The 20,959-nt window shown below is 63.5% G+C and carries 20 protein-coding genes; 3 read left to right on the forward strand and 17 right to left on the reverse strand.

Features of this window, described 5'->3' with window-relative positions:
- Positions 1-148: 148 nt before the first annotated feature.
- From Q1L50_RS12230 to Q1L50_RS12265, 8 genes are all read right to left on the reverse strand, one after another.
- Complete coding sequence (locus Q1L50_RS12230; RefSeq protein WP_300339149.1) at positions 149-355, reverse strand: hypothetical protein; 207 nt, start codon at positions 353-355, stop codon at positions 149-151.
- Between the two features lie 1,016 nt (positions 356-1,371).
- Positions 1,372-1,656, reverse strand: a complete 285-nt coding sequence (locus Q1L50_RS12235; RefSeq protein ID WP_300339151.1) for a hypothetical protein — start codon at positions 1,654-1,656, stop codon at positions 1,372-1,374.
- Between the two features lie 222 nt (positions 1,657-1,878).
- On the reverse strand, positions 1,879-2,082 hold the full coding sequence (locus tag Q1L50_RS12240; protein WP_300339153.1) for a SlyX family protein: 204 nt from the start codon (positions 2,080-2,082) through the stop codon (positions 1,879-1,881).
- Positions 2,083-2,184: 102 nt separating this feature from the next.
- On the reverse strand, positions 2,185-4,446 hold the full coding sequence (locus tag Q1L50_RS12245) for a metallophosphoesterase (protein ID WP_300339155.1): 2,262 nt from the start codon (positions 4,444-4,446) through the stop codon (positions 2,185-2,187).
- An 84-nt stretch (positions 4,447-4,530) separates the two neighbouring features.
- A complete protein-coding gene (locus Q1L50_RS12250; protein WP_300339156.1) occupies positions 4,531-5,793 on the reverse strand; it encodes an inorganic phosphate transporter in 1,263 nt (420 codons plus the stop codon).
- Between the two features lie 106 nt (positions 5,794-5,899).
- Positions 5,900-6,580 carry a TIGR00153 family protein gene (locus Q1L50_RS12255; RefSeq protein WP_300339158.1) on the reverse strand — a complete coding sequence of 227 codons (681 nt, stop codon included), beginning with the start codon at positions 6,578-6,580 and terminating at the stop codon, positions 5,900-5,902.
- A gap of 562 nt (positions 6,581-7,142) precedes the next feature.
- Positions 7,143-7,634, reverse strand: coding sequence for a hypothetical protein (locus Q1L50_RS12260; protein WP_300339159.1), 492 nt, complete (start codon positions 7,632-7,634; stop codon positions 7,143-7,145).
- Positions 7,635-7,736: 102 nt separating this feature from the next.
- Positions 7,737-9,038 carry a citrate transporter gene (locus Q1L50_RS12265; protein WP_300339161.1) on the reverse strand — a complete coding sequence of 434 codons (1,302 nt, stop codon included), beginning with the start codon at positions 9,036-9,038 and terminating at the stop codon, positions 7,737-7,739.
- Positions 9,039-9,186: 148 nt separating this feature from the next.
- Here Q1L50_RS12265 and Q1L50_RS12270 point away from each other — a divergent pair, with 148 nt between their 5' ends.
- Complete coding sequence (locus tag Q1L50_RS12270) at positions 9,187-9,612, forward strand: universal stress protein (RefSeq protein ID WP_300339162.1); 426 nt, start codon at positions 9,187-9,189, stop codon at positions 9,610-9,612.
- Between the two features lie 249 nt (positions 9,613-9,861).
- On the opposite strand, the gene Q1L50_RS12275 is transcribed toward Q1L50_RS12270, so the two are convergent.
- The 8 genes from Q1L50_RS12275 to ylqF all read right to left on the reverse strand — a co-directional run bounded on the left by Q1L50_RS12275 (position 9,862) and on the right by ylqF (position 18,855).
- The gene (locus Q1L50_RS12275) at positions 9,862-10,497 is read right to left on the reverse strand and encodes a DUF47 family protein (protein WP_300339164.1); all 636 of its coding nucleotides are present in this window, start codon (positions 10,495-10,497) and stop codon (positions 9,862-9,864) included.
- A gap of 109 nt (positions 10,498-10,606) precedes the next feature.
- Complete coding sequence (locus Q1L50_RS12280; protein WP_300339166.1) at positions 10,607-11,620, reverse strand: inorganic phosphate transporter; 1,014 nt, start codon at positions 11,618-11,620, stop codon at positions 10,607-10,609.
- A 13-nt stretch (positions 11,621-11,633) separates the two neighbouring features.
- The gene (locus tag Q1L50_RS12285) at positions 11,634-12,272 is read right to left on the reverse strand and encodes a DUF47 family protein (RefSeq protein WP_300339169.1); all 639 of its coding nucleotides are present in this window, start codon (positions 12,270-12,272) and stop codon (positions 11,634-11,636) included.
- A gap of 199 nt (positions 12,273-12,471) precedes the next feature.
- A complete protein-coding gene (locus tag Q1L50_RS12290; RefSeq protein ID WP_300339171.1) occupies positions 12,472-13,077 on the reverse strand; it encodes a hypothetical protein in 606 nt (201 codons plus the stop codon).
- The gene (gene parA / locus Q1L50_RS12295; RefSeq protein ID WP_366145234.1) at positions 13,077-13,784 is read right to left on the reverse strand and encodes a ParA family partition ATPase; all 708 of its coding nucleotides are present in this window, start codon (positions 13,782-13,784) and stop codon (positions 13,077-13,079) included. Before parA ends, Q1L50_RS12290 begins: the two co-directional genes overlap by 1 nt.
- 247 nt (positions 13,785-14,031) lie before the next feature.
- Complete coding sequence (locus tag Q1L50_RS12300) at positions 14,032-16,740, reverse strand: LuxR C-terminal-related transcriptional regulator (protein WP_300339173.1); 2,709 nt, start codon at positions 16,738-16,740, stop codon at positions 14,032-14,034.
- 114 nt (positions 16,741-16,854) lie between these two features.
- Positions 16,855-17,757 (reverse strand): acyltransferase, encoded by a 903-nt coding sequence (locus tag Q1L50_RS12305; RefSeq protein ID WP_300339175.1) that lies wholly within the window; start codon positions 17,755-17,757, stop codon positions 16,855-16,857.
- Between the two features lie 87 nt (positions 17,758-17,844).
- The gene (ylqF, locus tag Q1L50_RS12310) at positions 17,845-18,855 is read right to left on the reverse strand and encodes a ribosome biogenesis GTPase YlqF (protein ID WP_300339177.1); all 1,011 of its coding nucleotides are present in this window, start codon (positions 18,853-18,855) and stop codon (positions 17,845-17,847) included.
- 150 nt (positions 18,856-19,005) lie between these two features.
- On the opposite strand from ylqF, the gene Q1L50_RS12315 reads away from it, so the two are divergent.
- Together Q1L50_RS12315 and Q1L50_RS12320 are read left to right on the forward strand one after the other, a co-directional pair.
- Positions 19,006-19,827, forward strand: a complete 822-nt coding sequence (locus tag Q1L50_RS12315) for an SAM-dependent methyltransferase (protein ID WP_300339179.1) — start codon at positions 19,006-19,008, stop codon at positions 19,825-19,827.
- Positions 19,828-19,904: 77 nt separating this feature from the next.
- Positions 19,905-20,234: a hypothetical protein gene (locus Q1L50_RS12320; protein ID WP_300339181.1), complete on the forward strand. Its 330-nt coding sequence runs from the start codon at positions 19,905-19,907 to the stop codon at positions 20,232-20,234.
- 13 nt (positions 20,235-20,247) lie between these two features.
- On the opposite strand, the gene Q1L50_RS12325 is transcribed toward Q1L50_RS12320, so the two are convergent.
- Positions 20,248-20,940 carry a DUF4126 domain-containing protein gene (locus tag Q1L50_RS12325; protein WP_366145235.1) on the reverse strand — a complete coding sequence of 231 codons (693 nt, stop codon included), beginning with the start codon at positions 20,938-20,940 and terminating at the stop codon, positions 20,248-20,250.
- Positions 20,941-20,959 lie beyond the last annotated feature (19 nt).

Here is a 20,959-nt window from a genome sequence, read left to right on the forward strand (position 1 = left end):
TCCTTAAAGAACCCTCTATACCGGAGGCTTCAGCCGCTTCGTTACCTCCACGACTGCTCCAGTTGCTACCGGCCGGAGCGAAAGTTGCCGGGCGGGATTCGCACCCGCTGGAAAACAGCGCCTTAGCACGGCGCACAGGAAAATAGGTTTAAAGGAAAGCGGCACCACGCTGATTCAAGGAAACGAAATCATTCACTGCGCCGTCGGTCTGATGTCCGACTCGCCGATGTACGCGATCAATCGCATTCCGGTGATCGACAATCGTATTGCACACAATTTCACCGGCGTCAGCTTCTATGGCGAGAAAGGCGGTCATCTCGTCCTGGGCAACCGCTTCGAGCACGATCTCTGGCAAGCACTGGTTGGCGAAGCGGCCAACTGGACCACAACGAATGGCGTGGCAACTACTGGGACGACTATGAAGGATTCGACCGCGACGCTAACCACGTGGGCGACACACCGTACGAACTCTGGACCTACGCCGACCGGATCTGGATCGAAACGCCGATGGCGACGTTTTTCCGCAGTTCGCTGCCTCGCCGACTCTGATCCTGCGCGACCCGGAACAACGAGCGCACGATAGCGACCCCGCCGGATCGGGGGCCCGGCCCGGCCCAGGGGGAGCGGCCCCATAGGAGGTAGATGGGAGCCCTTGCCGCGCGGCCCCAAGGTGGCACGTCGGCCCGTGGGTCAAATTCACCGCGAGCAGCATCCGGAATCCGTCGAAGGAGCTGATTCAGCTGTCGCTGGGGGCCTCCGGTGGGCGCCTGGGCCGCCGACCATGTCGCTTGGGAATCGCCCTGGAATCCGGGCCGCGCACGTCAGCCGACCCTTCAGAGCCGGGGTCGGGTCTGACCGCCGGCGGTCGCTGGTCCGGACGTGGTCCAACCGGCCTGGGCCCGGTCTTGCGCGGCTCCGGCCGACGCCCCGGAGTCGTGGCAGCCTGGCGCCGATCCTGCTGCCCGGGCTGCCGGTCCGAAGGCCGCTCGGACTCGCGGTTCCCCGGAGCCAAGGTGATCTCGAGCTCGATGATTTCATCCCATTGCGGATCAGTGCGATCGCGCTCGGGGACGGAGAGAAGTTCGCGGAGCCGACGGCGCGGATCCTGGGGAGGGGACTCGTTCATGGCGACATTATGACTCACCGTGAAGTCGTCGTCCAACAAGAGTGAAGGAGTCCACGCACCACGTCGATCAAGCGTGAAACAAGGACCACTCTGACACACCTCGTTGGCGCCGACTCTGCCGGCGCTGGACCCTGAACGAGGCCCGCGTCAAGGCGGTCATCTGGGTTCCCCGATACCCCGGAGTCACCCAGGGATCGGCGGTCGCGGAGATGCTGGTCGTCTCCGCTTGTAGGCGCAGCCAGCGATCAGTGATCAGCCCGCAGGCTGGCGGCGAAGGTGGTTTCCAGATTTTCAGGGATCTGGAAACGGGCGAAGGCGCGGTGGATATCCGCGTTGTTTACACTACATCCGGCGTCCTGGAAGCGAATCCCCAACTGTCGACCGTTGGCGGCCAGGGTGGCGAAAGCGAAACGCCAGCGCTGGGCCTCGGCCAGACGCTCACGCAGCTCGCGCTCATTGCTGATCTCGACACCAGCCTGCTTTAGTGAATCAAGGAACTGCTCATACGACTCTGTGCTCAGGCTTCCCATTTCTTTTCTCCTGTCGAAGGTTCTTGTTTGCTTCCTACCCATGGTGCGCATAACGCTCGCTGGCGGCAGCGGTTGACAGGAATCCGGAACAAAAATGGTCAGCGCCCCCGCGGTGAAGAAAGGACGCGCGTGCTCGTCAGCAATATCCCGCGGTGACGAAGGCGACCGAAAGACATGGCCTGTGCCGGCGCCGGAAGACCCAGCAACGGGTGTCGTCCCTACTCAGTAATGCGGCGGAATGTCGTCGCGCGGGTTGCTCTTGTCGACGGTTGTCGGCGCCTCCTGCAGGTGCCGGTAGAGATGGCGCAGTTGCTGCTGCAACAAGTCGATCTGCTGCTGTTGTCGATAGACAGTCAGATTGAGCTCTTCCACCAGATCCTCGGCAAGAGTGATCCTGACTTCAAGCTCGGAAACGCGGTCTTCCAAAATTCACTCCTCCGAAGCATGAAGTCGCCAAGGCCAGGGTGGCGGCCAGAGCGCGGCTGACTTCAGCGTTCGCTTGCGGCCGTGACCCGCCGACAAAACGCTCTACCCGCCAATCCGCCATTTCCGGGTGGGTGACGCCGCCGACTCCTGGCCGCCCCCGCCGGCGGCCTCGCGGGGAAGTTCCGTGGTGGCTATCTGAGCCTGCGGCTCGGCTTCCAGCGCGTTGAGAATCGGCGTCAATTCGTCCACCGGATAGGTCAGCGGCAGCATCGTCTCGCCAAGGCGAGTAAACACACCGACCAGCTGGGGATTGGCGCTGAACAGGACGTGGTGGTTGTCGATGCCATCGACGTTCTGCCACAGGGTATTCTCCCGGTCGATCGGCGTGTGGCCGACGATGAAGGGGGTCTCCGGGTCAAGGTTGAGACGCTTGCGAAAGTGCCGGACATCGCCCCGGCTGTAGCCCTGAGGCCGGTTGGCGCGTTGCAGGCGATTGCTGATCAATTGCGGGATCAGCTCAGGGTGCTGATGGATGTTTATCAGCATCTTCTTGCTGACCTTGGTCTTTGGTGCTGCGGCATGGCACGCGAGGAAGTCCGGGGAAATGACGACGTAGGGTAGCAATCCGTAGAACTCGCGCATTGCCTTCTGATAGACCGCGCCGCGGATTTCGCTCAACTCCCTGGCCCATAGCAGGCCCTGCGGAACGCCTTCCTTGGCGATGTCCTCGGAAAACGAGTCATGGTTGCCACGAACATAGAATATCTGCTCGGGAAAGCGCAGCTTGAGCCGGAAGATGAGATCCATCAGCAACATCGAGCTTTCCATCGCCCTGAGCTGGCCGTCCGCCTCACAATGCACGGCGTCACCGAGGATTATCAGGGCGGCGCTACCGTCCTCCAACGCTTCGAGGAAGGCGTTCTGGGTCAACACGGTCAGCAGATTGTCAATCTGCGCATGCAGGTCGGCGAGCACGATCGGCGTCAAGGACCGCGGCAGCACCAACAGTCCGCCGGGCAAGCCTCGATCGTCCCTGGGGCGATAGATCTCGGTGAGCATCAGGCGATTGATCTGCTCGATAAGTTCCAGGGCTTCTTCCTTTGGCGGCAGCTCGACCGGCCCACCGAAAATCGCCCGCAGCCGCCGCAAGCGACTGATCCGAAGCGCCGTGCTGTCGTCGAGCGGCGGGCTGACGGCGACGCCCGAGTCTCGTGACTGACCAAGCGTGCGCAACCGCCGCAAGCGGTTCAAGCGGACCACCTTGGCCTCTTCAACGACTGGCGCAATGGTCGTACCCGCGTCGCTCAGGTTGCGAAACACCAGGCCGTCGCGGCCGTAGATCAAGGCTAGGTGATGGCCATCGACGGCCGGCGGATAATGGAATATCGCTTGCTGTACCGGGTCGTCAGAACCCAGGACCAGCCAGCTCTTCGGGGTCAGTCGCAGAAAACCCCCGAGCTGGCGAAGGTGGGTATCGGGATCAATGACGACGAAACTGCCCAGCTTGACCGCTTTGCCGTTGCGGTCCATTCGTGTCTCGGGATAAAGCCGCAGCCGTTTGTCGCCCAGACCGAGGGTAATCTCGATTGGCCGCCCTTCGAGCGTGACCCGCACTTTGGTGTCGCCGAGACGATACGCGTCGCGCAACCTGAGGTGACGGCCGACGCCAAAGCCCAGGCGCGCCGAAATCGCTTTCAGCCGCGCCAGAACACTCAAAAAGGTGATCCGGCGGCGACGACGGGTGGTGGTCACCGCTATTCCGGAACGATCGACAAAGCGCCGCGGAGGGTTTTCGATCCCCTCGCGGACATACACGTAAAAGCCCTTCTCGTGCAGATACTCTGCCACCTGACGGAATACCGCCGTCTGCGCTGTACAGATCGCCAGGCTCAGCTGTGCATCCACCGGGTGTGTGCTGTGCCGCGCGCGCTCCCTGCGCCGCTCGAAGACCAACTCCGGAGGTGGCACGAGAAACTCGAAAACGTAGCGTCGATACCAGTCGACAGAAAGGAAGAAAAGCTGCTGGGGCGGCAAAGCGATACGCGCAAAATCGACCTGCGGCAAGGGGTCATGGTCGAGAAACTGCGGATCGAAGACCGCCATCGCGTTGGTCAGACCAACGAATGGAAGGCCCAGATGAATCTCGCGCGGCCTCATCGAGAGCATTTCGGCTCGCCACCAATGCTTCCGGCTAATATCCAGGTAGCCCTCCTCGGACCAGCCGCCGAGGCGCCTGATCAGGGTGCTCTTGCCGGCGCCCGGGGGGCCGGTAACCAGGATCTGGCGGAACCGGATGTCGCCTGGAAATGCGACTCCCTTGAAGCGCTGCAAGGCGTCTACGACTTGGGTAGGCAGATCCGGCATGGCTCAAAAGGCTCACTTGCTCAGAAACGGAAAAAGCGGCACCCCGCGAGGAGGCGCCGCCTGGTGGGGCGATTTTCCGTTAGCCTAAATGAAAATCGCTCGCAGGATATAGAAGATTATTGCCGCCAGAATCGCCCCGACCGGCACGGTGATGAACCATGAGAGAATGATTCCGCCGATCACCCGCAGATCGAGCGCACCGATACCGCGCGCCAGGCCGACGCCCATCACCGCACCGACCGCGATATGAGTGGTCGATACCGGCAATCCCAGCCCGGAAGCGAGCACCACCACGAACGACGCGGCGATGGTCGCGCAATAACCACGGGTCGGCGTCAGCTCGGTGATCTTGTTGCCGATGGTCGCCATCACCTTGTAGCCATAGGTCGCCAGACCGACGACGATACCGATGCCGCCAACGAACAACATGAACGGCGTCACCGCCGATTTCGCCGACACCGCCTTGGTCTCGATCAGCTGAACCACCGCGGCCATCGGGCCAATGCCGTTGGCGACGTCGTTCGAACCGTGCGCGAAGGCCATTGCCGCACCGGTAAACACCATCAGCGGAATGAACAGCTTCTCGACGCTGGCGTAATGGAAGTCCTTGTCCGCGCGTTCATCGGTCTTGATGCGGTTCATCATCATCTTGGCAACGATTGCCAGCCCGACGCCGATCACCACCGCCAGGACCTGGCCCTCGGTGGCACCGAGATGGATCTTGATGTGCTTGAGACCCTTGGTGATGGTCACCAGCGACACCAGCCAGCCAACCAGGAAAGCGTACATCGGCCCCCACTTGCGCGCCTGGCTGATCGGGTCTTCGGTATTGAGGATCAGCTTGCGGATACTCAAGGTCAGCAGCAGGGCGAAGAAGCCGCCGAGCACTGGCGACACGAACCAGCTGGCGACGATTTCACCCATTTTGTCCCACTGCACCGCTTCCATGCCGACCGCCGCGACACCGACGCCGACGACGGCGCCGATGATCGAGTGCGTCGTTGACACCGGCCAGCCGCGCATGGTGGCGACCATCAGCCAGAGTCCAGCGGCCAGCAACGCGGCCAACATGCCGAGCATCAGCAGCTCCGGTACCGGCTCGAACACCTTGCCATCGATAATGCCCTTCGAGATCGTCGAGGCGACGCCGCCGCCAGCCAGATAGGCGCCGGCGAACTCCATGATGCCGGCCAGGACGATGGCCTGCTTGACGGTAAGCGCCCCCGAACCGACCGAAGTACCCATGGCGTTGGCGACGTCGTTGGCGCCAATTCCCCAGGTCATGTACAGGCCAAAGGTATAGGCCAGGATTAAGAAGATCGTTTGATGCTGCTCAATAATTTCCATCTTGCACCCTATAAAGATAGTTTCTTGGTGACACACGAAGCGCACGCCCAGGATCGGGAACACCGGGCTGCCAAAGGGGTTTGCCCACCCTCTTGGCTTCTGCTGCTCAGCGGGCGATCAGCAGACGCAACCGGTCACCGACCTTCTCCGCGTTATCGGCCAGATTGCCCACCCACTGGATCAATTGGTACCAGAACATCACCGACACCGGCTTGATGCTGTCTTCCTGGGCGAAAAGGATGCCGCTGAGGGCGATGCCCATCAGATCGGTATCACTTTCCATCTGGCCCAGTTCCAGAACCATCGCGTTGACCCGGTCGACGTCACGACCGCGGAAACCCGTCTCAAGCAGTTCGTCGAGTTCCTCAATGATCTTGTGCGCCTGTTCGCAGGTCTCGACGCAACGGGCCACGAATCGCATCAGCGGCTCGGCCATCCCCGGCGGCACTTCCATCTTACGTTCGACCAGCAGGCCGGCGATGTCCTGCGCGGTGTCGGCGATCGCGTCCTGCATCGCCAGAAGCTCCAACAGGTCCCGCCGGTCAACCGCCAGCAGCATGCTCCTCGGCAAATGGTCGCGCAGGTCGTTCTTGAGCGCGTCGGCTTCGCCTTCCTTGACAAAAATCTTGTCCTTCTGCGCTTCGACTTGCGCCCAGTCTTGCTCGATGACGGCGCTGAACAGTCCCGGCACCTCCGCGACGCACTCGGTGACGATGCGCATGTGTTGTTGCATCGGCTTGAACGGCGATTTGCCAAACAGAGCCGCAATCGGATTGGTGGATAACATTTGTCCTCCGCTATGGGTGGTGAGAGAAACTGAAAACAACTGAACGAAAACTGAAAAGACTCGCTTTAGAAACACAAGAAAGGCCCGCACGACCTCCTCACGTCACCACATGCCGAGCCCTGAAGGCTTTGCAAATTGTAGTCCAAAAGAAATCGCGAGGGGCGCCGCCGGGCACGATTTTGTGGCGCAAGTACCAGAAAATGCGAATTTTTTCTGGCGTGACGTGAAATTACGCCGACCAGCCCGGTGCTGGACCCTACTTCGCTGAAGGCCCGCGCCGAGCACGCCAATGCGGCGAAATGTCAACACCGATCTGAATTTCATGCAAGCCTAATGTAAGCGCTCAGCACTACTCTCGGTTGGTTTGCGCGCCCCCACGCCAGGTCGTTTTACGATAGGTACGGAAGCCACGCGCTGCCGACAGCGCGGTCAGCATGTCGTGATCAGGGCGCGCCCAGCTCCGTAGCGCTGCCCTCGGCGGCGCCAGCCACGCCGCCTCAGCGGGCGATGATCGCACGCCAATCCGCCGGTCGCTGATTGCTGCGCCGCCGGCCATTGAGCGTCACGAGATCAGCTTCCCGGGGAGAGCCGTCTGCAGGGTCTCCGCCAGGCGCGGTAGATCCTGATAACCCTCGAGGCGAATGCCGCGATTGTTGCTCAGCAACAACTGGACATGCCGCAGCTTGCCCCAGCGAGTAAACAGGCGTATCGCCGTCACCTGCTCAAGCTCCAGTTCGGTCCATTTCCCGGCCGAAAAGAATCTCAGCTTGCCAGGCTCCGCCGCTTCGCCCCGCACCTTCGGTTTGGCCGGCAACACCTCCAGGCAGTGGTCGCCAATCAAGCGCAGATAGCGCAGAAAGAATACCAGATTGGCAAGATTCGCCACCGCCAGGATCGACGCCACCGACCACAGCAGGACGCTTCCGTAGCGCTCCGGGTCCTGCTGGTGCTCGAGACCGACGGCGACCACGATCGCGCCGCTGAACAACAGGCCCCAGCCGACATTGATCCAGCGCCGCCGTCTTTCTTCCCGGCCGATTACGAAACGTTCCATGATCAATCATCCCGCCAATGAATCATCAGTAGCAAAACTTGTGGATGCCGGGCTGTGCTGGCCCAAGCGCCGATCCCAGCTCACCCCGCGCCGCCGCCGCGCCTAGCCGGCCGCCCGGGGAGCCCAGCCAACGATCAACAACAGCGCAAAGAAGCCAGCGAGGTAGGCGATCGGGATGTGCCAGCCGTACAGCAGCCACCGGCCGACCGACTTCGCTTCCGGGAACAGATTGGCCAACGCCACCCCCGCCGAGGAGCCGAACCACAGCATCGAGCCACCGTAACCCACCGCAAAGGCGAGAAAATCCCAGTCATAACCGCCCTGTTTGAGAGCCAGAGCGGTGAGTGGGATGTTGTCGAAAACCGCCGAAACGAAGCCAAGGCCAAGCGTCGTCTGCCAGGAAGCGAGCGGCAGCTTCTCGACCGGCATCATCGACGCGCAAGCGACCAAAGACAGCAGAAAAACGGAACCCTTGACGGCATCCGGGAGCAAGCTCCACTCGGGCTTGCGAACCGGCAAGGCGAGCAGCAGGGCAACCCACACCGCGACGCCAAAAAACGGGAAATCGTCGGCGTAGGCCGCGAAGGTGAGATTAACCGTGACGTTGGTGGCGACGGCGGCGACCAGCATGAAAGCGACGACGCCGAGCCGAGCCCAGTCGATGCGATGGGCCGTGTGCAGGTCGCGAATGATCGGCTGGTAACGATGCTGCTGCAGAGACGCCGGTATGGCGAACACCACCAGCGCCACGGCAGACGCGATATAGGCAGGCATGACCTGCAGCGGACTGATGCCGGCGATCCAGATCATGGTCGTGGTCGTGTCGCCAACCACACTGCCGGCGCCACCGGCATTCGAAGCGGCCACAATGGCGGCCAGATAGCCGGCGTGCAGTCGGCGTTTGAAGACGCCGGCGGCGATGGTGCCGCCGATCAATGCCGCCGCGATATTGTCCAGAAAGCCCGAGAGGACCCAGATGATCAGCAGCAGCACGAAGGGACCGAGCCAGCCTTGCGGCAGCAGCCTCGGCAGGACTTCAGGAGCACCGCTGTCCTCGAAATGACGCGCCAGCAGAGCGAAGCCGACCAGCAGGCAGAGCAGATTGACCAGCAGTACCCATTCGTGTCCCATGTGGGCTGCGAACCCGCCGAACCCGTCGCCGGTCTTGAAGCCGGTGAACGCGATCTTGTACGCGGAGATCACCACCAGTCCGGTCAGCGCGACCTGCAGGACGTAATGATGGAACAGGGCAACGGCCAGCAACGTGGCTCCGAACAGGATGAAATCCACCGGAATGCCAAACACTTCCGGGCCGTCCGCGGCCAGCGCCGGCGACGCGAAGAAGAGCAGCGCACCGAGCGCCAACAGGCGGCTGACCGGAGGACCGCGGACTATGCTGTACATCAGAAAACTCCCCTAGTGATAACGGCACTATGGTAACCTTGCCGGTTAGTTTGTGCCCAGTCAAGCAGGTCATTTCGGGGATAGTCTGGCGTCGCTGGCGTCATCCGAACTGGTTTCATCGCGTACTACTTCGCCGGAGAAATTCGCCATGCGCAAGGCTCTTGTCCCCGTAGATGGTTCCGCTGCCGCCCACCGCGCCGTTCGCCACATCGCGGCGCTGGCCCGCCTGTACCCGTCGATGGAAGCCGTCCTGCTGAACGTCCAGCCCGAAGTCGAGGATTGGAAGGTTCGCCGTGTGCTAAGAAAAGAGGAGGTCGAGGCGATCGAGGAAAGTCGAGGCGGCGATGTCCTGCAGCACGACCGGGAGGTGCTGAAGGCCGCTGGCGTGCGCTTCACGCCGCAGGTGGAGATCGGGCCGGCCGCGGAAACCATCGCCAGGGTCGCCCGGGAACACGGTTGCGACGGCATCGTCATGGGCACCCGTGGCCTGGGCGCGGTATCAAGCATGATGCTCGGGTCGGTAAGCAGCCGCGTCCTGCACCTCAGCGACCTGCCCGTTACTCTGGTCAAGTGAGGGGTACGAAGGCGGACGGCGGCAAGTTCGTACGCCTTCGTACGCTAGGCCCTGCCAGGCGCGTCGCGGCCGCCGTCAACGCCACAGGCTTGCGAACAGCCGAACAGCGCCGATTGCGCAGCCCGCAGCCGCGGTCGCGCAGCGATACCGATACCAGCCGCCCGTGACGTCGAATTGCACAACCGGCCCGAACAGCGTCGACATCAACCACCAGCGCTGCTGTTCGGGCCTTCCGCACGCGGTTACCTCTCACGCATTCTGGAGCAGGATCTCTTCGACGGTCTGGGCCGATTTCTTGCTGGCCCGCAGTACCTTCTCCTGCAGGGCGTAGAACTGCCGCATCCGCATCGCCCGCAGCGCCGCCGCCTCGTCCCCTTCGGTCGCGAACAAGCTCTTGATCGCCCTGTAAATGACCGCGACCGCTTTCTCTTCGATGCGCTCGATTTCGACACAGAGGTTCACAGTCTCCTGGCTGCGCTCCCGTTCCTTCAGCGAAACGATCGCGCGAGTCAGGCGCATGCAGGCGTCGACCGTCATCGATGCCAGCTCGTGCGACTCGGTATTCGACTCGCTTATGTTATAGATGCTGACCGCCTGGGCGACATCCTGTACCGCATCCATCACGTTGTCGATGTCCATGGTCAGCGCGTAGACCTGGTCACGGTTGAGCGGCGTGACGAAGGACTTGTGCAGCATCGTCAGCAGCGCGGCCTTGATCTGCTCCGCACTCGCCTCGTTCATGTTGATTTCCTCGATCAGTGCGGCAACATCCTGCTTGCTGACCCCCAGACTGGTAACCAGGCGCAGCATGGCGTTGGCACCGGCCAGAACACGCTCGCTGTGTGCCGCGAGAAGCTCAAAAAATTCGGTCCGCTTCGGTAACATAAAAACTCCCTCAATATCCGGTTGAAGCACTTGTAACGAGTGGTGACTGGTTGAAGCGGACGCCCCTACGCGGTGGGGCGTCCGTTGCTGCGAACGGCGAGATCCGGGCCTACAGGAACTTGGTCCCGATGTACCAGAAGATCGCCGCAATCAGTCCCGAAGCGGGAATCGTCAGCACCCACGCGACCAGCAGGTTGGCAGTGATCGCCCAACGCACGGCCTTGACGTCGGTCGCCGCACCGACACCGATGATCGCGCCGGTGATGGTATGCGTCGTCGACACCGGAATGCCGCCGAGGGTGGCCAGTCCCAGGGTGATCGCGCCACCCATCGAAGCACACGAACCGCTGACCGCATTGAGCTTGGTGATCTTGGTCCCCATCGTCTTGACGATTCGCCAGCCACCCAGATACGTTCCCCAGGCAATCGCGAAATAGCACGAGTAGATCACCCAGGTCGGCAGCGTTGCCACATCCTTGGTCGCCACCCCGGCGGTGATCATCAGCAGCCAGATGATGCCGATCGTCTTCTGCGCGTCGTTACCGCCGTGGCCCAGACTGTAGGCCGCAGCGGCGAACAGCTGCCCGCCCTTGAAGAACTTCCCGGCCTGATACGGCGAGGTACCGCGAAAGATCCAGGCAACCAGCACCATCAGCAGCCCACCGATGATCACCCCCACCACTGGCGAAATGATGATGAAAGCGAGGATCTTGCCGAAACCCTCCCAGACGATTGGCGCCCCCGAACCCGCCTTGGCCACCGTCGCTCCGACCAGACCACCGACCAGCGCGTGCGACGACGACGACGGAATGCCGTAATACCAGGTGATGATGTTCCAGATCAATGCCCCCATCAAGGCCCCGAAGATCACGTAGTAGTCGACGAAGCTCGGGTCGACCGTGCCCTTGCCGATTGTCGCCGCGACCTTGAGCTGAAACACCCACAGCGCGGCAAAGTTGAAGAAAGCGGCGAACAACACCGCCTGTTTCGGGGTCAGGGCACCGGTCGCAACGATCGTCGAGATCGAGTTGGCGCCATCGTGAAACCCGTTCATGAAGTCGAACGCCAAAGCCACTGCTATCAGCAGCCCCAGCGTCCAGATGCTCATATTTAGGCCTTCCATTTTGGGCTACCTCTCAGGAGTTTTCGATCAGGATCTCTTCGATCATCTTGGCCGCTTCCTGGCAAGAGTCGAGAACGGTTTCCTGAAGCGAGTAGAACTCCTTCATCTTCATCGTCTGCCAGATGTTGGCGCCATCCTGGAACAAGGCGGTGATCGCCCGGTGCTGCACCTTGTCGGCCTTCGATTCGATGTCCTCGATCTCCTTGCACAAACTGAGCATTTCCGCTCCGCGCGCCTTGTCACCGAGCGCGGCGACGGCGCGGTCCAGGCGCATGCAGGCGTCGGCGCTCAAGGAGGCCATTTCGCGCGCTTCAACCGTAGACTGCGTGATGCTGTACATGCCTACCGCATTGGCAACGCTCTGCAGGACATTCAGCGTGGTGTCGAGATCGGTGATCAGCGCGTGGATCTGGTCGCGGTTGATCGGCGTCGTGAACGACTGGTGCAGCCTCCCGATCACCTTGGCCTTGATCTCGTCGCCCTGTTGCTCGTGCTGATTGACTTCCGCCACCAGCGCAGATAGGTCGACCCCGGCGTCCCCCAAACCATTGATCAGACGCAAGGTCGCGTTTGCCCCCGCCACCACCTGTTCCGAGTGCGCAGCAAGAAGTTCAAAAAATTCCCTGCGCTGCGGCATTAGACTACTAAACATAAAACCCCCCCATGCGATTGCGCTCTCGCGAGCGACTGCCCGTTAGACCTTCAACGCCGAGCAACCCCGGCACCCTTGCTACACCCACAAAAAAACGGACAATGAATAGTCCATGGCCGACTCCCTCGGCCGGGAGTCCTCCGCCATGACGGCGAGAACTCCAGGGTATTCATTGCCCGTGATGGCTGATCGGCTTCGATCAGCCCTTCTTTTTTCCTTTCCTGCCCTTCTTGCCTTTGGTTCCCGGCGTGCCACCCTTGCTCTTCGCGGTCGTCGCCAGCGAACCAAGCAAGTCCTGCATCTGCTCCAGCTTCTGCTCGGCAAAGACGCGAATGCCAGCGCGCACGATATCGGACTTGCTCGCTACCCAGCCCGCAGCCCTGGCCAACTCGTCGCGCAAGGCATCGATTGCCGCTTCCTCGCTCTTCAACAGATCGACCGAGTAGCGAACCAGTTTGTCACGCTTCTGCTTGACCACCTTCTCCAGCTTCTCCAGCTGTTCCAGCGGCCCCTCCTCGGCTGGGGCAGCTGCTTTGCCGCGCACCGGTCGGGCACTGGCCGCTGGCGTCGGCTGATCGGCCTTCGCCGCGGCAACCGGCCTGGCGGTGGACCTCGCCGCGACCTTGCGCGCCGGCGTCGTCACCTGGGCGCTTTCGGCGGCGGCAACATCGGGAGCTTCGGTCTCGGGTGTGGCGACAAGCGGTGCGTCGGCAGCCACCAGCCGATCGGCCAGCGAGTCGTCCTCCTTCTTCAGGCTGGCCCGCAGGGCGGTCTTGTTACTGCTGGTAGTCGTGGGTGTGGTCATCAATCTTCTCCCAATTGTTTAAGAACGGCTGCGACCAGCTTACGAACCTCTTTCTGTGCGGCTTCAGCGCCGGAACCCAGCTGAAAAACGGATCCTCCGATGACCGCACTCTGTGCATAAGCGTTGCGCTGGCAGAGCATAGCATCGAGAATTGGCAAGGTAAATTCATGTAGCAGTTCAAGCACATCCGTAGCCAGAGCCGTGTTCTGTACGCGGTTGGGAAGAATGCAGCCATGCAGGCGATGGCTGTGCTCCATGCGATTCAGGATCAGCCGCTCGACAGCAAGCGTCGACCACAGATCGGTCGGGCTGGGCACCGCCGGGATCAGCGCCAGATGCGCCACCGCCAGCGCCGCCAGCGTCGATGGATGGTAGATCGACGGCGGAGTATCGAGAACGACGTAATCAGCTTCCCGTTGCAACTCGCCGACGTGCTTGATCAGCTCGAGCCCAGACATCTTGCGAACGTCCAACTGCAAGTCCGAATCGAGCAGCGGCGCCGATTCGGCCCAGCGAAAGGCGCTTTCCTGGGGGTCGAGGTCGACCAGCAAGACCGACGCGCCGCGGGCATGGAAGCCGCCGCCGAGTTGCATGGCGACCGTGGTCTTGCCGGCACCGCCTTTTTGCGAAACAACGGCGACCACCCGGCCCAGTGGCACGGACGTCGAAGCAGCCTCCGAAAACGGGTTCTTGAGGTAAGTTTGCATAGGCGGCAATTATGCCACTACAAAAAAGCAGGACCAGCCAAAAGAAGTGCTGCGAAGGGCCATAAAACGGGCCATTTTTTACATCTCTGGCGATTTCCTGACGCAGGTCAATGAAAGCCCGCGGCCGAGCGGCAAAGCGCCAGAAAAAGACCTCCCGCGACGCACCCCACGGCGCGGGAAATGCCCGCCAGAAAAGGGGATCGCGATACTCCACCACCATTCAGACAACCAGCCCACCGACCACGGATCAGCCGTCGGAAAGAACCTTGAGGGTGCGGGCCCTGGTCACCGCTTCGCCGCGACTCGAGGCGCGCAGCTTGCGGTAGATGTTCTGCGTATGCCGCTTGACGGTTGCGCGCGAGATGCACAGTTCCTGCGAAATCTCGACGTTGCTCAAGCGACCCGCGAGCAGCTTGAGGATCTTCAGTTCGCGCCGCGTGAGATCCGCTCCCACCTGCTGCCGACCAGCAGTCACCAACCATTCGTCGCTCAGCGCCGCGAGGATCTGGCCGACGTAGCGCGCATTCGCCGGATCGGCAAGCAGGCGCTTCAGGGGCTTTGCAAGTTCGCTCCCGAGGTCGACGAACAGCCTGATGAACCCGGCGGGCCGGGCCAGCGCTACAGCACGACCGAGCACATCGCCGGCAACCGCGTCGTGACCTTGAGCCACCTGCAGCAAGGCCTGCAGGGCGAGCACCTCGATCAGGAAGCGAAGGTTGTGCCTGGATTGCATCTCGGCTTCCAGCAGCTGCAGCAGACGAGCCGCCTGCTCGCGGCTCTCGGCACTGCCCTCGGCGATCCAGGTCCGAACCAGCGTCAGGTGCGGCGCGCTGAAAAAGCGATAAACGAAGCGCACCGGGCCCGGATCGAAATTGCGTGCCCACTCCATGGCCTCGCTGACGCGCCCCTGGCGCAGCGCGATCTCGGCCCGGAAGGCCAGGGCGCGAAACAAAGCCGGCGAATCGCCTTTGCGCGACAGATGCTCGCATACCGTCTCGACGATGGCGCACGCCCGGTCCGCCTGCCCCAGCGCCTGATAGACCGCGGCCAGGGCGAACGAGATCTCGGTCCGATAGCCAAGGGGCGGCGCCGCGCGTGCGGCAAGCGCGGGCGCCAGCGTCGCCTCGGCCGGCAGCAGTTCGTTGCGCTGATACTGAACCAGACCAAGGAAGTAAGAGCCAAGCGCCGAGTTTCCTGCGCAGTCGGCGCTGCCGTCGCCCTGCTGGTAATTCTGCCTGGCCGTCCACTGCAGCGCCGACAGGTCTGCGGCCACCCAGTCGATGAAGCACAGGGTCGCCACCAACGGCGCCTGGCAGCGATCGATCGGCCCTGCGGCGCGTGTCAGGGCCTGCTGAATGCCCTGCCGCGCCGCTTCCAGTTGACCGTTCATTTGCCGACTCAGCGCGAGCACCGTCAGGGCGTTGACCCGCGCGTGCGTGGCCTCCTCGGAGAGCTGCTGCAGAGCCTGCTCGGCAGCCGCTCCGGCGACTTCGGCGCGGCCGTGCAAGTAGTCCTGGACGCTGCGCAGCGACAGGATGCCACCACGCAAATCCTCGAGACGCTGCGCCGCCGGCTGGGGGGGATCGGTTCCAAGCAGCGCCTCGATCCGGTCGAGAACCGCGGGCGTCTCGATATGACGACCCTGGTGGTGCATCAACCAGGCCTTCAGCAGCAGCACTTCGGGATCGTTCTCAACGCTGTCTGGCGGCAACAGCCGCAAGCAATGCGCAAGCCGCCGCCGCTGCTGGCGGTCGAGCAGCCACTGCTGCTGGCGTACCAGCAACTGCCCGGCAGCGGCCGCCCCGGCGGCGGCCAGCAGGTGGGGAATCGCGTCTTCGGGCACGGCCTGGGTCTCGAACCAGGCGGCCGCTCGTCGATGCAGCTCGGCGATCTCGTCGGCGGTACGCTCGATGCCGAGTTGCCGCTGCAGGAACTGCCGGAAAAGGCGCTGGTAGCGATACCACTGGTGTCGCTCGTCGATCGCGCTACAGAGCGCGGCACCGGTGGTCGCGAACTGGACGAAGGCCTCCCCGGGACACGCCTCGGCGGCGGCCGCACTGGAACCGAAAAGCGCGGCGCACAAGGGGGCACAGAAACGGTCGAGAATTGCCGTCCTGAGCAGCCCGTCACGCATCGCATCGGACTGCTGCGAGAGCACTTCCTCGATGAAATACTGCCGCACTTGCGGTGTGGCACCGCTGAAAGCGCTGGCTGCCAGAGCGACGTCGTCGCCGTGGCCGGACGTCAAGGCCAGCGCTGCCAGGCGAATGCCGGCCGGCCAGCCCTCGGTGCTGCTGGCCAGTTGCGCCAGCGCCGCCGGCGGCACCGCGCGACCGACGCAGCGCTCGATCAGTGTCGCGCTGTCCTGGTCGGAGAATTGCAGCTGCGGCGCCCGGATCTCGATCATTGCCTGGCGAACGCGCGAGGCGGCAAGCGCCAGGGCCGGTTCGTGGCGACTGACGATCACCAGGTGCAGATGGCTGGCCGGACGCGCCAGCAGGCGGTCGATAAGCGCGTGCGTCGCCGGCGAGTCGATGCGCTGGTAGTCGTCGAGGACCAGCACCAGCGGTGTCGGCAGAGCGTCTAGATCGTTGCTCAGGCTGCCGGCCAGGAACTCCAGCGACGGCGGCGGCGCCTCCTCCAGGGCATCCAGCGTCTCGCGGCAGGCGTCGGCCATCGCGGTCCGCACCGCGGCCACGAAGTAGCGCAAGAAAACCAGCGGATCGCTGTCGGTCGGGTCAAGCGACAGCCAGGCGCACCGGTGGCCCTGGCCCGCGTAGCCATCGAGCCAGTGCGCGACCAGCGACGTCTTGCCGTAACCTGGCGGCGCCGACAGCAGGGTCAGTGGCAGCTGGCTGCCCACTTCGAGCAGACGCAGCAGCTCGCCGCGGTCGACGAAATCGCCGACGACGGGGGGACGGTGAAGCTTGCTATGGACGATCTGAAGCGCTGGCATCGCTGGCCGCATCCTCTGCCGTCGGGGTGAACCGACAGCCTGAGATCAAAGATGGCGATGATACGTCGAGACCACCGAAGCTGCGCAGCGGCGGCCGATCGGGGGCAGAGCCGTTCACCGCCGCCGACTGGCCAGCAGGCTGTCGATCTGCTTGTCCTTGTCGTGCCAGATCTGCTGCAGCCATTGCTGGAACGCTTCGCGAACGGCCGGATCACTGGCGTAGTCGCCGCTCGCCAGATGCCTGGGCACCGGCAGGCTGCGCACGCGAACCTGGACCAGAGTCATCCTGCCGCAGAGAAACTGCCAGAAATCGGGCGCGCCGCCGGGATAGACGATGGTCACATCGAGGATCGCCCGGAACTTGTCGCCCAGCACGCTCAAGGCCATCGCAATACCACCTGCTTTTGGTCGCAACAGGTGCCGATAGGGCGACTGCTGTCGCTGCTGCTTGGCTGGCGTGAAGCGCGTCCCCTCGCTGAAGTTCACGACGCTGGTCGGGATCAGCGCAAACTTCTCGCAGGCCCTGCGCGTCGCCTCCTGGTCCCGGCTGCGTAACTCCGGGTGCTTCTTGAGCACTTCCTCGCCATGCCGGCGCATGAACGGAAAGTCGAGCGCCCACCAGGCCAGCCCGATCACCGGCACCCAGACCAGCTGCTGTTTGAGAAAGAACTTGAGCAAGGGAATGCGCTGGTTCAGCAGGTGCTGCAAGACCAGGATGTCAACCCACGACTGGTGGTTGCCATTGACCAGATACCAGCCACGCGGATCGAGCCCGTCGATCCCCTCGACGTCCCAGTGACATTTCTGGGTGAGCCGCATCCAGCCGCTGTTGCACGCGATCCAGGCCTCGGCAACACGAACCAGCGCCGGGTCGAGCCGCCGGCGCAGCGCCCTGACCGGCAGGAGCAGCTTGACGATCGCCAGCAGCAGCAGGATCGGCACCCACCACAGCGTGTTGACCGCCAGCAATGCGGCGGCAATCAGTCCAATCAGTGGCGCGGGCAAGAAACCGAACATCAGGAATGGGTGCGACGAGGTAAGGAGGTGCTGGCCATGCGGGGCGACCGACCAACCATCAGCGGGGAGTGCGCCGGCCAGCGCCGATTAGCAACGGTTGGCGAGCGGCGGCGAGGTGTCGGGCGCCAAGGCGCCAGGCACCGCTGCCGCTTGCTCGTCGCTGCCCGTGCCAGCCGGTGCGGGCGCGTCGGCGCCTCCTTCCGGCCGATCCGGCGGCAGCTGCTTCGCCGCCTCGCTGGCCAGCATGACGGCGCGCGTGTCCGGCGTCTCCAGGCTGATCCGGCCGAGGACGCCGTCCCGGTAATCCTGCAGCAGGACCTTCGCCGCTTTCTCCAGGTCGGCGTCGCCGCCGCGCCGGCGCAGGCCGCGACGCCTGGCGATCCGGTCGATGACGCCCACCGCGTCGAGAGCCGCCAGTTCATCGGCCGGAACGCCATAACGACTGGCGAGCAGCGCCGGGTAGCGCAACAGCAGCAGCCCGGCGAGAAAAGTCGCCACCTCTTCGTCGATCATCGCGTTGCGCCCGACGGCGTTGCTGGCAGCGAGCATCATGCCGTCGCTCGGATAGGCGATCTTCGGCCACAGCAGCCCCGGGGTGTCGGTGATCGAATGCCGGATATCGAGCTGCGAGGTCTGCTGCGAGCGGGTCACCGCGGGCTCGTCGCCGACCTTGGCAATCTTGCGCTTGAGCAGGACATTCATCAGCGTCGACTTGCCGACGTTCGGAATGCCCATGATCAGCATCCGCAAGGGCTTGACGTTATCATTGCGATGCGGCGCCAGGATCTGGCACAAGGTCGGCAGGCGCGTCACGTCGCCAGGCCTGCGGCACGACAGGGCGACGGCGCGGACGCCATCCTGCCGGTTGTAGTGGTCGATCCACGCCCGGGTCACCTGCGGATCGGCCAGATCGGCCTTGTTGAGCACCTTCAGGCATGGCCGCTGCCGCTGCAGGCGGAGGTCGCGGACCATTGGATTGGTGCTGGCCTCGGGCAGGCGCGCATCGAGCAGCTCGATGACCACGTCGATCGACGCCATCGTCTCGGCGACTTTCAAGCGCGCCGAGTTCATGTGACCGGGATACCACTGGATGGCCATGCAAAGTCCGACAAAGGGTAAGATCGCGCATTATCCCACTGCTTGACACTCTCTGCCCCATGGCAGCGTCTCATGCAGGAGCCAAGACGGCCGCAGCAAGGCCTGAAGCGCTAGAATGCTGGTCCAGTCGCCATCAACTTCAGGACAAATTTGCCGCCGATCCCCGAAATCAGGCCCGGACAGTCGCTCGAACTGCTCCAGGCACTGCACATCCTGACCCGCGACGGCAAGCTCAACCAGGACAGCCGGCGCAAGCTGAAGCAGGTCAATCACCTGTTCCATTTCATCGAGCCGCTGCTCGCCGAGCTGGTCGCCACCAACGGCACGCTGACCCTGGCCGACCATGGCGCGGGCAAGTCCTACCTCGGCTTCATCCTCTACGACCTGTTCTTCAAGAGCCGGGACGACGGGCACATCTACGGCATCGAGACGCGCCCGGAGCTGGTAGACAACGCGCGCGATCTGGCCAGCCGGCTGGGCTTCGCCCGCATGTCCTTCCTCAATCTGTGCGTCGAGAACGCCATTGATTCGCCGGCGCTGCCCGCGCAGATCGACCTGGTCACCGCATTGCACGCCTGCGACACCGCCACCGACGACGCGATCCGCTTCGCCTTCCACAAGCAGGCGAGGTTCATCGTTCTGGTCCCCTGCTGCCAGGCCGAGGTTGCCGCACAGCTGCGCAGCAAGAAGAACGAGTCCTTCGCCAGGACGCCGCTGTCCGAGATCTGGCGGCATCCGCTGCACACCCGCGAATTCGGCAGCCAGCTGACCAACGCGTTACGCTGCCTGCAACTCGAAGCGCGCGGCTATCAGCTGCAGGTCACCGAACTGGTCGGCTGGGAGCACTCGCTGAAGAACGAACTGATCGTCGCCAGGCACACCGGTCAGCCGCGCCGCAACGCCACTGCCCGACTCGAACAGATCCTGCACCAGCTGAATCTCGACGGGCTGCGCGACCGCTTCATCTATTGACCGAGGTACCGGGTCGCCGAGCGCGCACCGATCAGCACCCACCCGTAATCAACCCAGCAGGCAGGCGAGGACTGGCAATGGAGAACTGGATCACCCGCGGCGTCGCCGCAATCTGTGCCTGCGGCAGCATCGCACTGTTCTGGACCTTCGGCGTCTTCCTCGCCGTCCCCTGGCGCGAGAACCGCATGGGGTCACTGAGCGGTGTCGAGTGGCAGGTGCTCGGCGTTCCGCTGCTGATTGGCCTGGCGGTCACCTGGGGCGCCCTGCACATTCTGGCCATCGCCGACCGCGCCGGCCGCCCCCGGCTATACCGGGTGATCTGCGTCGCGCTGGCGATCGCTTCGGTGCTGGCGGTGCTCAGCGGCATGGCATGGACCGGCGAGCGCATCGCCCTGGCCAGGCCGTGATCGGCTTCGGCGCTCAGCGATGCACCGGCCGACGCCCGACCAGCAGCCGATACAGCTTCGGCAGCAGCCAGACCAGAGTGGCAACGAACAGCGACAGGAAGGCGAGCAGCAGCCAGGGGTGCGCAAACATCAACCACAGCCCCAGCAGCACCAGTGAATCCTCGCCCAGCGACGCGACCAGATTGCTGAACGGCTCGGGCGACAGATTGATCGCCAGCCGCGTTCCCGCCTTGGCCAGATGCGCGCCGGCCGCCAGGCTGCCGCCGACGATGGCCATCGCCGTCTGCCACTCGACGCCCTGCCCGCCAAAAGCCATCGCCGCCAGCGCCGCGCCAGCCGGGATGCGGATCAAGCTGTGCACGCTGTCCCAGGCCGAATCGACGATCGGCAGCTTGTCGGCCAGGAACTCGACCAGCACCATCAGGCCTGCCGCCGCCAGGACCCACGGGTGTTCGAGCACCCGCAGGCCATCCGGCAGCGTCACCCAGTGCAGGCGGCCGGCCAGGCCAACGACAAACAGCGTGGCGTACAGGCGGATTCCCGACGCCCAGCCGACGCCTGCGGCAACCGCCAGCAAACCCGCCAGGTCGAGGGGCAGCGACTCGATCGGCGCCATCGTGCTCATCGGCTCAATCACCTCCATCACCTTCATCAGCTGGCGCCAGGCTGTGCTGCTCGCCGCCCGGCGGCCGGCAGGGTAGCGCACGGCCCATTATCCGTGATTC

Origin of the sequence: Accumulibacter sp., from assembly GCF_029255145.1 — a bacterium.
GTDB lineage: Bacteria > Pseudomonadota > Gammaproteobacteria > Burkholderiales > Rhodocyclaceae > Accumulibacter.